This is a genomic window from Eubacterium segne (assembly GCF_014287775.1).
Lineage (GTDB): Bacteria > Bacillota > Clostridia > Lachnospirales > Lachnospiraceae > Eubacterium_G > Eubacterium_G segne.
On sequence record NZ_JACOOZ010000005.1, the window covers coordinates 112,403 to 125,026 of the forward strand.

Here is a 12,624-nt window from a genome sequence, read left to right on the forward strand (position 1 = left end):
AGAGGTGTATATATGAATAAACCTATAGTAGCTATAGTTGGAAGACCAAATGTAGGAAAATCTACATTATTTAATGCATTAGCAGGTCAGATGATTTCAATAGTAAAAGATACTCCGGGGGTAACAAGAGATAGAATATATGCAGATATCGACTGGCTTAACCACCAGTTTACATTAATTGATACAGGAGGAATTGAGCCGGACAGCAGTGATATTATATTGTCACAAATGAGAGAACAGGCGCAGATTGCCATAGATACTGCAGATGTTATAATTTTTATGACAGATGTAAAACAGGGACTTATTGATGCTGATGCAAAAGTGGCAGATATGCTTAGAAGAAGCAGAAAACCGGTTATTCTTGTAGTAAATAAAGTGGATAATTACAATAAAATGATGGCCGATGTTTTTGAGTTTTATAACTTGGGAATCGGGGAGCCTATAGCAATTTCAGCAGCCCAGAGAAGCGGACTTGGTGATATGTTAGATAAGGTTACTGAGCATTTTGCATCTCTTAAGCTAGAGGCAGAGGATGATGACAGACCTCGAATTGCCATAGTGGGAAAACCAAATGTAGGAAAGTCCTCTATTATCAACAAACTTACAGGAGAAAGCAGGGTAATTGTTTCTAATATTGCAGGAACTACAAGAGATGCCATTGATACAGACGTTAAATGGAACGGAAGGGAATATGTATTTATAGATACGGCAGGACTTAGAAGAAAATCAAAGGTAAAGGAAGAAATTGAAAAATACAGTATTATAAGAACCGTTACTGCAGTGGAACGTGCCGATGTGGTGGTTATTGTAATTGATGCCATTGAAGGAGTAACGGAGCAGGATGCTAAAATAGCAGGTATTGCCCATGAAAACGGTAAAGGTGTCATTATTGCAGTAAATAAATGGGATGCCATAGAAAAGAATGACAAAACGGTTTATGAATATAGTAATAAAGTAAGACAAATTTTATCTTTTATGCCATATGCGGAAATTATGTTTATTTCAGCTTTAACAGGACAGAGATTATACAAGCTTTTTGACATGATTGATTTTGTAATTGAAAATCATTCAATGAGAGTTGAAACAGGAATACTTAATGAAATTATGGCAGAGGCAGTTGCTATGCAGCAACCACCATCAGATAAGGGTAAGAGATTAAAACTGTTTTATATTACTCAGGTTGCGGTAAAACCACCTACATTTGTTATTTTTGTAAATGACAAAGAATTAATGCACTTTTCTTACACAAGATATATTGAAAATAAGATTCGTGAAGCATTTGGATTTAAGGGAACTCCTCTTAGATTTATTATCAGGGAAAGGAAGGAGAAGTAATGGTTTTACAAAAGGCACTTTGTATTATAATAGGATATGTTTTCGGTTTGTTTCAGACGGGATTTATCATTGGGAAAATGCATAATATAGATATAAGGGATTATGGCAGTGGTAATTCAGGAACTACCAATACCATGAGAACTTTAGGTAAAAAATATGGATTTATAACATATTTTGGGGATGCCCTAAAGGCTGTTTTTGCCATTATCCTTACATCATTTATGTTTGGAAAGGTATGTAGTGACAGCATGATGGTTATTGCTTTATATACGGGACTTGGAGTAGTTCTGGGACACAATTTTCCTTTTTATATGAATTTTAAAGGGGGAAAGGGAATAGCGGCATCATCAGGAGTGATTTTTGCAATATCATTTTTTGACTGGAAGTTTGTTATAATGGGCTTTTTGACATTCTTTATAGCCCTTTATCTCACAAAATATGTATCATTTAGTTCTCTTTGCATGATGACGGGATTTTTTATTGAAATGATTGTATGGGGACAGTTGGGAATGGTACATAACCTCCATAGCAATGATAAAATAGAAGCTTATATTTTAGTTTTCATTATGACTGCTCTTTCTTTTATAAGACATAAAGAAAATATTAAGCGTCTTTTAAATGGAACTGAGAGAAAAATCGGTCATAAAAAGGAGGAAAGCAATGGCTAAAGTTGCAGTACTTGGCGGTGGCGGATGGGCTATCGCTTTAGCAAAGGTTTTATATGAAAATGGAAATGATGTTACTTTGTGGTCATTTCTTCAAAAAGAAGTAGACGAGCTTACAAATGACAGGGAAAATAAAATATGCCTTCCGGGAATTAAGATTCCCGAAGCAATTCATATTACAAACAGTATGGAAGAGGCTGCAAAGGACAAGGAAATGATTGTTATGGCGGTGGCATCCTCCTATGTAAGAAGCACTTCAAAACTGTTAAAACCATATGTAGATGAAGGTCAGATAGTTGTTGATGTGGCAAAGGGTATAGAAAATGAAACCTTTGACACAATGACGGAAATTATTGAACAGGAAATTCCGGGAGTAGAGGCTGTGGTTTTATCAGGGCCAAGTCACGCAGAGGAAGTGGCAAGAAACATACCTACAGTAGTGGTTGTTGGGGCTAAAAAATTCAAGGTTGCCTTGAAAGTTCAGAATCTGTTTGCCAATAAGGTTTTTAGAACCTATATAAGCCCTGACAGAAAAAGCATAGAATTAGGCGGTTCCCTTAAAAACGTTATAGCTTTAGCTGCGGGAATTATTGATGGATTGGGTTTTGGAGATAATACGGAAGCTGCCCTTATTACCCGTGGAATAAAGGAAATCACACAATTAGGCGTTGAAATGGGGGGCAATGCCAAGACTTTTTACGGACTTTCAGGAATCGGGGATTTAATTGTTACATGTAACAGTAAACATTCAAGAAACAGAAGAGCCGGTGTGCTTATTGGTAAAGGCTATACCCTTGATGAGGCTGTAAAAGAAGTAAAAATGGTAGTAGAGGGTGCTGTATCAGCTAAGGCGGCATTAGAGCTTGCAAGAAAATATAATGTCAGCGTTCCTATTATTGAGGCGGTTAATCAGGTTTTGTTTGAGGGAAAAACTGCTATTGACGGAATGTGGGAATTAATGGAAAGAGAGCAGACAAACGAATATAGGGATTTGCAGTGGGATGAATAAGTCTTATGATACTTAAATCATATTTATTTAACCTGAATTTATAACAATTATAACTATGGAGGTTTTATGGAACATAGGAAAATAAATAAACCTGAGCACAAAGGAAAAAAAGGACTTGCGGCATTTCTCTTTAGCCGTATTTTCATATTCGGTCTTATGGTGGCATTGCAGGTAGGAGTGTTTATGGCTTTGGCATACAATGCTTCTTTAAGTAAAGGAATGTCCTATTGCATTACAATTTTACAGATTCTTGTAGTTATATATATTGTAAATGATAAATCAGACCCTACCATGAAGCTTATCTGGGTTATATTCATTATGATTGTTCCGGCATTTGGGATATTGATGTATCTTTATTTTATGCTACAGCCGGGGTCAATTTTGCTTAAGAAAAAACTTGAACATATTGACGTAAGGTCAGACAGATATTTAATTCCTGACCAGAATATATACAATGATTTGCAGATTCAGGATAAACAGGTGTCCATGATTGCTAAATATGTATACGACAACACAGGATGCCCGGTATATAGAAATACGGAAGTTACATATTTTAACTGTGGTGAAGCCAAGTATAAGGCATTAATTGAGCAGTTAGAGGAAGCACAGGATTTTATATTTATGGAGTACTTTATTATTGAGGAAGGAAGAGTTTGGAATTCCATTTTAAGAGTCCTTGAAAAGAAAGTACAGCAGGGGGTTGAAGTCCGTGTAATGTATGATGGGTTATGTTCCCTTACAAAGCTTCCTGTAGGATATTTTAAGAAGTTAAGAAGAAAAGGCATTAAGTCTAAAACCTTTGCTCCAGCAAGACCGTTTTTTACCACCCAGCAAAATAACAGGGATCACCGTAAGGTTTTGGTTATTGACGGCAAGGTGGCATTTACAGGGGGCATAAATTTAGCTGATGAATATATGAATATAGTGGAACGATTCGGTTACTGGAAGGATACGGCAGTTATGCTCAGAGGGGATGCTGCTAAAAGCTTTACCCTTATGTTTTTGCAAATGTGGAATGTAACTGAAAAGACCATAGGAAATTTTGACAGATATTTAGACATTGATATTCCTTATAAATTCCCAAATAACGGTTATGTTATTGGCTATGGAGATGATCCATTTGGGAAGGAACATGTTGGAGAGTCAGTGTATTTGCACATAATAAATACTGCAAACAGATATTTACATATTGTAACTCCATACCTTGTAATTGATAATGTTATGATGTCATCCCTTAAATTTGCTGCAAAGCGTGGGGTTGATGTAAAAATTGTAATGCCGGGAATACCTGATAAGGCATATGCATTTTGCTTAGCAAGAACCTATTACAGTGAGTTAATTGAAGCGGGAGTTGAAATATATGAGTATACTCCGGGATTTACCCACGCCAAAATGTTTATCAGTGATGATGAAAAGGCTACAGTAGGAACCATAAATCTTGATTACAGAAGTTTGTTTCTACATTTTGAAAACGGATGTTTTATTTATAAAAACAAGACAATTTTAGATATTGAAGAAGATTACCAGCAAATGTTAAAGGACTCTAAAAAGGTATCTCTTATAGAGTGCAGAAACAGGCCGGTATTATATAAGGCGTGTGGAAAAGTTTTAAGACTTTTAGCACCTCTTATGTAATAAAAACAATCCTCTTTGCGTATATTTTAGTATTAATATATGCAAGGAGGATTTTTTATGGATTTTAACGTATATAAAGACATAGAAAAACGAACAAATGGAGAGATTTACATAGGTGTTGTAGGGCCGGTGAGAACAGGAAAGTCAACTTTTATTAAGAATTTTATGGATGTGGCAATTGTTCCAAATATTGAAGATGATAATGAGGTAAAAAGAACAATGGATGAACTTCCCCAGTCGTCTTCAGGAAAAACAATTATGACTACAGAGCCTAAATTTATTCCTAACAATGCTGTTGCCATTAAAATCGGTGGGAAAGCAGATGTAAAGGTAAGGCTTATTGATTGTGTGGGATTTATGGTAGATGGAGCCACGGGACATATGGAAGATGACAAAGAGCGGATGGTAAAGACACCATGGTTTGATTACGATATTCCTTTTTCCAAGGCGGCTGAAATTGGGACAGAAAAGGTTATTTCAGAACATTCAACAATAGGTGTTGTCATAACGTGTGACGGAAGCTTTACCGACATAGAGCCGGAGGCGTATAACAGGGCTTTGGATAAAACGGTAAAGGAATTAATGAGTATAAATAAGCCTTTTATAATTTTGGTAAATTCCTTAGACCCTACATCTAATGAATGTCAGGCTTTAACGGCAGAAATTGCAGCAAAATATAACGTGTCCACATTGGCCATAAACTGCCTTAGATTGAATGAAATGGATGTAAATAACATACTGGAAAATATTTTGTTTGAATTTCCTATAACGGAGATTGTTTACAATGTACCGAAATGGCTGGAAATTATGGATTTTGAAAATGAACTTATGAAGTATATTGTGAATTTCTCTAAAGATGTACTTTCAAAAATTATTAAAATAAAGGATATTAAGAAGTTAAAGCTTCAGCCTGACGGAGAGTATATTAAAGGGGCACAAATGGCTTCAGTTGAACTTTCTAATGGAAAACTGGTATTTAATTATGATATAGATGAAAAATATTATTACGATATGCTGACAAACATGACAGGAACCAAAATTGAGAATCAGCTCCAACTTATAAAAATGGTAAGGGAGATGGCTTCCCAGAGAAGCAATTACATTAAGGTCAATGAGGCAATAAGCAAAGTGAGAAATACCGGATACGGCATTGTCACACCGGATAAGGAAGAAATTGTTCTTGAAAATCCGGAGCTTATCAGAAGTGGCAATAAATATGGGGTAAAAATCAAGGCAACTGCGCCTTCGATACATTTTGTTAAAGCAAATATTTTAACGGAAATATCTCCTATTATAGGGAGTGAGGAGCAGGCAAAGGATTTAATTGACTTTATTAATAACAAAGAAAGCGAAGATAATATCTGGGAAACAAATATTTTTGGAAAATCCATAGGTCAGATTGTAGATGAAGGAATAATGACGAAAATAAATAATTTAACAGAGGAAACCCAGTCAAGAATGCAGGGAACAATTGAGAAGATTACTAATGACCAAAGTAGGGGAGTTATATGCATTGTGCTGTAAAAAACGTATAAATGACAAAATAATTGTGACTTTTTCCTAAAACATGCTTGTCTATTAAATATATAAATGTTAATATTAATAAATAAAGAGGTTGAACGTTTAACTTATTAAAAAATTATGGAGGAAAAAGATATGAGAAGAATTTTTTCGATTATTTTGTCTTTAGCTATGTTATTTACTATGCCGGGAATGGCACAGACATTAGTAACTACAGAAGTTAAAGCAACTGATGTGTCAGCATCAGGAGATTTTACATCGGGAAATTATGTAGGTCAGAATTTGGCATTTGTTGATGATTCAAACACAAGTGCTGAAGCTTATACCTATAAAGTTTCAAAGGAAGGTAAATCAGGAAGACTTATACCAAACAATAAATATGCATATTTTAAGGTTGAAAATAATGCAATAACACAAAGTGATAATGATTTGTTTGTGGAGGTTACATACTATGATGAAGGAAATGACTTTTTCCAGGTTCAGTATAATGCAACAGGCAGTAATTATAAGCAGGCTACCATAAATAAGTCAAATTCACTTACATGGGTTACAACAACGGTATGTATAGATGATGCATCATTCAAAAAAGCACAAAACGGAGGATGCGACTTTAGAATTTGGGGAAGAGGAAATTCAGGTACAACCATCTCTAGCATTAAATTAACTAAGCAGTCAGTAAACCCTGACGCAGAACCTCTTGGAAAGAGAACCGGGGGAACTGCAAATTCAGAGTTCAAAGGAAAATCCTTTGCAGGATATCAGGGATGGTTTGGAACCGGTGGACAGTATAATTCATGGCAGCATTATGCATATGGTGATGCAGATGCTGATGGAACTAACTGGCCAAGACCGGGAAAGATTTCAATAGATTATTTCCCGGATGTAACTGAATATGCCGAAAGCTCATTGGCACAAACAGGTTTTTCTAATTTAGGAAACGGAAAGTCAACAAAGTTATTTGATTCAAATACAAAGGATGTTATTGATACTCACTTTAAATGGATGAATCAGTATGGAATAGACGGAGCTGCAATACAGCGTTTCGTTGGTGGTCTTACAGGTAGAACAATTACAGCTACCCAGGAAGCAACACAGCTTAAGAAAATTCAGAATGCTGCTGAAGCTAACAACAGACTTATGTATGTTATGTATGACATAAGTGGTGGCAGCCAGATTACTGATTCAAGCGATACAACTTCAATTAGTTCATATGTTAAGGATATGAAGTTTGACTGGGTGTACAATATTGAGCAGTCTCTTGAAATGTTAAACTCTAACGCATATGCTACAGTAGACGGAAAGCCTGTTGTATGTGTATGGGGATTTGGATTCAGCAATGCTGAAAATACAAGACCTAGCAGACGTGCTGACTACGAAGAAATCATTAGATTCTTCCATAGCAGAGGTTGTTATGTAATAATTGGTGTTCCAAGAGAATGGAGAAGTCAGAGCCAGTATATAGATATTTATAATCAGGCAGATATGATTTCACCATGGTATGTTGGTGCATTAGGAGCAGATGAAGGAAGTGTTGATTCAATTTACGCTAACTACTTAGATCCGGATATTACATATTGTAAAAATAATAATATGGATTATTATCCTGTTGTGTTCTCAGGATTTTCATGGACATTATGGCAAAATGGAAAGCCTAACATGATTGCAAGAAATGCAGGTCAGACATTCTGGAATCAGGCATATAAGTTAAAGCAAAGAGGTCTTGATGCATTCTATGTGGCTATGTTTGATGAATATGATGAAGGAACTGCCATTGCAAAGAATGCAAGTGATTATTTTGATATTCCAACAAATCAGTACTTTGTAACTGCAAGCTGTGACGGATACTGGCTTTCATCTGACTTCCAGCTGAGAGTGGTAAATGAAGCTATTAAGATGATGAAAGGTCAGAGAAGTACCGTAAGCAAGGTCCCTGTGGCACATTCTAACGGACCGATTTATTATAGAAACAGTTTTGAAAGTAAATATGTAACATGTGTTGATTCCAAGTATAATGGCAATTATCCGGTTGACCCATGTTTTAAGAACAATAAGGTTCTTTCATCAAGCAATGCCAGTGGTAATGCATCTATAGTAAAGAATAATACAGCAAAGACAGGTGATTATTTAGCAGCATTTAGTGGTAACGGAAATGGAAATAATTCATCATATATTTATCAGATTTCTGAAACTGCCATTAAAATTAAAAAGGGAATGAAGCTTTCATATTCTATGTATGCAGTAAATAACGGAGGCAGAAATACATATGTTGATTTATTGTTAGATGACGGAAGTTACGTAAGTGCAAGAGGATTTGCTTCAAATGGAGTTTCAATGGGCTCATCTTCAACCAAAGGAAATGTAGGAAGCTGGAGTGATTGTTCATTTACATTTGGCAGTGATAGTCTTGTAGGAAAGAGCATTGTAGGTGTTGCATTAGCATATGGCGGAAATGCAGGAAATTACAGCTCATACTTTGATAATATTATTATTGAAGATGGAGAAGGTCAGGGTGTTGAAGAAACAACAGAGGCACCAACTCAGCAGCCAACTACAGAAGCTCCTGTTTCAACAAATATGAAGTTGTCAATTAACGGATACCAGATTAGTTCAACTCTTGAGGGATTTAGAACAATTTATTCTATTAAGGATGATGACAAGGAAGCATCAGAGGTAGGACTTATATATGGTTTAACAGACAGAATATCAGAGAGTGATATGGTCGTTGGAAGTCAGAACCAGTATGTAACAGTAGCTAAAGCTACAGATGAAGGTAAGAATCCGTTTAAGCTTTCAGATGATGTAAACACAACAAGTTACACCATGACAATGCTTTATGGAAATTCCGGTACGGGAATGCTTAGCAGTAAAATATCTGTTAGAGCATATGCTAAGTTAAATAACGGTAAGTATGTTTATGGTGATATTAAGACAATGTCAATATATTCCGTGGCAAATGTTTTATATCAGCAAAAGAAAATGATTACATATTCAGGACATAATTATCTTTACGAAAAGATTTTAAATGTTGTAACTCCGGGATATACAAAAGTTGATTACGATTGGAGTAACATAATTGTAAAAGGTAAATAAATTAATAGCTAAATAAAAAAAGAGTCTATTACTGGAATGGGTAATAGGCTCTTTTTTTGACTGTATCATATTAATTACAGATTACTTATTGACAAGTAAATATATTTATAATATTATTACATACAATATATTAATACACATAAAATATGTAAATAAAAAGGAGAAAACAATGAAAAACAACTTACAATATGAAAACGTAGAACGAAACACCACATTACTAATAGAAAACGAGATGTGTGAGACGGAAGTTTTAAATGTGGAAGATTGTGAAACAACTTTATTGTATGAAAAAGAAGATTCCATATTTAATGAAACGTCATTATTAACAGAAGGCAGTAATGAATTAAAAATGAAATTTATGGCGGCAGTACATTCTGATGTGGGAATTTTCAAAAAACAAAATCAGGATAGTTTATGTTTGAAAATTGCTGATACACCATCAGGACAGGTGGCTTTTTTAGTGGTGTGTGATGGCATGGGAGGACTGAAAAAGGGAGAATTGGCAAGTGCAACAATAATAAGAACCATGTCAGAATGGTTTGAAAATTCCTTACCTAAAATTATTGAATCCGGTTATGAAAATGAAAAAGTAAAAACAGACTGGGAAAACATTATAAAAGAACAAAATGAAATTATTAATGAATATGGTGAAAATAATCATTTGCAATTAGGAACTACGCTGACGGCACTACTTGTGGTGGGAAATAATCTCCTGATTGTTCAGGTGGGAGATAGCAGAGTTTATAAACTAAGTGACACTATAGAACAGGTGACGGAGGATCAGACTGTTGTTCAAAGGGATATAAAATTGGGACTTATTACTCCGGAAGAAGGGAAAAAAGACCCAAGACAAAATGTTTTACTACAGTGTATTGGAGCATCAAGTGTTGTTGTACCTGAATTTACAGAGGGAAAGGTATCTGTAGGGGATGAATATTTATTATGCAGTGATGGATTCAGACACAAAATAACAGATAATGAAATATATGGACTGTTAGCTTCTAATCTTATGACAAATGAAGCAATTATGAAAAAGAGTCTTGTAGACCTTGTAGAATTGAACAAAGAAAGAAAAGAAAAAGATAACATTACTGCAATGTTGTTAAAGGTAATTTAGGAGGAGCAATATGTCGAGAATAGGAGAGGTAATTGAGGGAAAGTATGAAATATTAAAGGAAGTAGGAAGAGGAGGTATGTCCGTTGTATATCTGGCAATGGATAACCGGTTAAATAAACAGTGGGCAGTAAAGGAAATTAAGAGAAAAGGAACAAACAGTGAAAATCAGATAGTAGTTCAAAGTCTTTTGTCGGAGGCTAATCTCATGAAAAGGTTAGACCATCCAAATCTTCCGAGAATAGTGGATATTATAGAAAACGGACAGACAATTTATATTGTTATGGATTACATAGAAGGTGAACCTCTTGACAAGATATTAAAAAAGAAAGGTGCACAGCCGGAGGCAGCTGTTATTGAATGGGGAATCCAATTAGCAGAAGTTTTAGATTATCTGCATACAAGGAAGCCACCTATTATTTATCGTGATATGAAGCCGGCTAATGTTATGCTTAAACCTGATGGAAATATTAAATTATACGATTTTGGTATTGCAAGAGAATATAAGGAACAGAATTCATCGGATACTGTAAGTCTTGGAACCAAGGGATATGCTGCACCGGAACAGTTTGGAGGAATGGGACAGACAGATGCCAGAACAGATGTATACGGACTGGGAGTAACACTTTATCATCTTGTAACGGGAAAAAATCCCTGTGAGCCACCTTATGAAATATTGCCAATCAGGGATGTAAATCCACAGTTATCTGTTGGATTAGAATATATTATTCAAAAGTGTACTCAGTTAAACCCGGATGAAAGATTTCAGTCATGTATGGAAGTGTTATATGCACTTAATCATTTAGATGAATTAGGAGAACCATATAGAAAAAAACAAAAGTCAAAGCTTAATAAGTTTATTTTGACATCTGCATTTACATTAATAATGGCGCTGGCAGGAACAGGAACACTTATAGGATATAGAACTACATTGAATCAGACCATTTCTGACACTATACGTGTATATGGTGCAGAGTCATCAAATGGTGGAAATCTTGACAAATTATATGAAGCAATTGATAAATACGGAATTGCACCGGGTAATAAATCATTAAACGAGTTGGTTACTAACTATTTGGACGTGTTTGAAGAAAATATTCTTAGTTTGTCAGGTGATTGCTTAAAGAAGGTGAATGATGGAACATTAACTGAACAGGAAAAAGAGAAATATAATCAGACTGAAAATGAAATGTTTAATCAGCTTGACAAAATTATTAATGAATCAGATGTGGAAAAATTAGACGAAGAGTATAGAAATGACATATATTTCAGAGCAGGGGATCTGTATATGGATTATTACATGTTTAGTGAAGGCAAAATGGATGACAATGTAATAAAAAGTCGTAATGAGGAAGCTGCTTTGAGATATAAAAAAGTGACAGATAATTACGATAAGAAAAATGTTCAGTTTAAAAACAGAATATGCGAAATAAGCAAGGTAATTAAGGCATTTAAAAAATCTTCAAGTGGGCTTAGTGATAATGGAAGTTCAATCACAGAAGAAGATCTGGTTAAGTATTGGAATGAAATGGTAAAGGCAATAGACGAAGAAGATTCATATATGAGAAAAGTTAACCTGTATCTTATAGTAGGGGATATAGTGTATGAACAAAGAACACAGTATTCTACTATATCAGATAATAATGTACAAAATCAGATAGAGGAGTATTGCATAAGTGCGTATGAATATTTAAAAAATGATACTAATAAGAAGAACGTAGATAGTTCATCGGAAGAAAGCATTAATGAGAAAAGGGTTAAGGCTGAGACATACTTCTCAAACATATATCAGCAGATAGCAAAGAAAACAATGGAGGACATATAATATGAACATAAATGACGTTTTAAGAATATTAACATATGTATTTTTTACTTTAGCAGCCATTTCTTTAATAACAAGTATTATTTTGTTCTTCAAACTTCGTATTAAAGAAGTTATTCAGGATCTGAATGGAACTTTGACACAGAAACAGGTTGAAGAGATGAGAAAAAGAAGTGGCAGTCATCAGCATAAAAATTATGGTCAGGATATTTTAGAAGGTGGATTAAATGACACAGGAAGCCTTGGAAAAACAGGAATGACAGGTAAAAATAAGACAGGAAAGTCGGGAAGAACAGGGCTTACAGGAAGAGTAATGGAAAAATCAGCATCTATGGAAGCGGCTAAAAATGCAAAATTTAATTCTAATTTTGTACTTGTTAAAAATATTGTTTACATTAATACATCAGAGTTTATTTAAAGGGGAGGGAATAAT

9 protein-coding genes are annotated in these 12,624 nt (G+C 34.8%); all 9 read left to right on the plus strand.

Annotated elements, in window-relative coordinates:
* Positions 1 to 12: 12 nt before the first annotated feature.
* The 9 genes from der to H8S00_RS08395 all read left to right on the plus strand — a co-directional run bounded on the left by der (position 13) and on the right by H8S00_RS08395 (position 12,609).
* Entirely contained in the window at positions 13 to 1,335 is a 1,323-nt protein-coding gene (gene der / locus H8S00_RS08355) for a ribosome biogenesis GTPase Der (protein WP_118588637.1), read from the plus strand.
* Complete coding sequence (plsY, locus tag H8S00_RS08360) at positions 1,335 to 2,003, plus strand: glycerol-3-phosphate 1-O-acyltransferase PlsY (RefSeq protein ID WP_021953097.1); 669 nt, start codon at positions 1,335 to 1,337, stop codon at positions 2,001 to 2,003. The genes der and plsY overlap by 1 nt, the downstream gene beginning before the upstream one ends.
* Positions 1,996 to 3,009 (plus strand): NAD(P)H-dependent glycerol-3-phosphate dehydrogenase, encoded by a 1,014-nt coding sequence (locus tag H8S00_RS08365; protein ID WP_021953096.1) that lies wholly within the window; start codon positions 1,996 to 1,998, stop codon positions 3,007 to 3,009. Before plsY ends, H8S00_RS08365 begins: the two co-directional genes overlap by 8 nt.
* Positions 3,010 to 3,075: 66 nt before the next feature.
* The gene (gene cls / locus H8S00_RS08370; protein ID WP_021953095.1) at positions 3,076 to 4,644 is read left to right on the plus strand and encodes a cardiolipin synthase; all 1,569 of its coding nucleotides are present in this window, start codon (positions 3,076 to 3,078) and stop codon (positions 4,642 to 4,644) included.
* Between the two features lie 57 nt (positions 4,645 to 4,701).
* A complete protein-coding gene (gene spoIVA / locus H8S00_RS08375; RefSeq protein WP_118588636.1) occupies positions 4,702 to 6,168 on the plus strand; it encodes a stage IV sporulation protein A in 1,467 nt (488 codons plus the stop codon).
* A gap of 132 nt (positions 6,169 to 6,300) precedes the next feature.
* Entirely contained in the window at positions 6,301 to 9,255 is a 2,955-nt protein-coding gene (locus tag H8S00_RS08380) for a glycoside hydrolase family 99 protein (protein WP_118588635.1), read from the plus strand.
* A gap of 169 nt (positions 9,256 to 9,424) precedes the next feature.
* Positions 9,425 to 10,372 (plus strand): PP2C family protein-serine/threonine phosphatase, encoded by a 948-nt coding sequence (locus H8S00_RS08385; protein ID WP_199641167.1) that lies wholly within the window; start codon positions 9,425 to 9,427, stop codon positions 10,370 to 10,372.
* 10 nt (positions 10,373 to 10,382) lie between these two features.
* The gene (locus H8S00_RS08390; RefSeq protein ID WP_118588634.1) at positions 10,383 to 12,194 is read left to right on the plus strand and encodes a serine/threonine protein kinase; all 1,812 of its coding nucleotides are present in this window, start codon (positions 10,383 to 10,385) and stop codon (positions 12,192 to 12,194) included.
* A 1-nt stretch (position 12,195) separates the two neighbouring features.
* Positions 12,196 to 12,609 (plus strand): hypothetical protein, encoded by a 414-nt coding sequence (locus H8S00_RS08395; RefSeq protein WP_186840390.1) that lies wholly within the window; start codon positions 12,196 to 12,198, stop codon positions 12,607 to 12,609.
* Positions 12,610 to 12,624 lie beyond the last annotated feature (15 nt).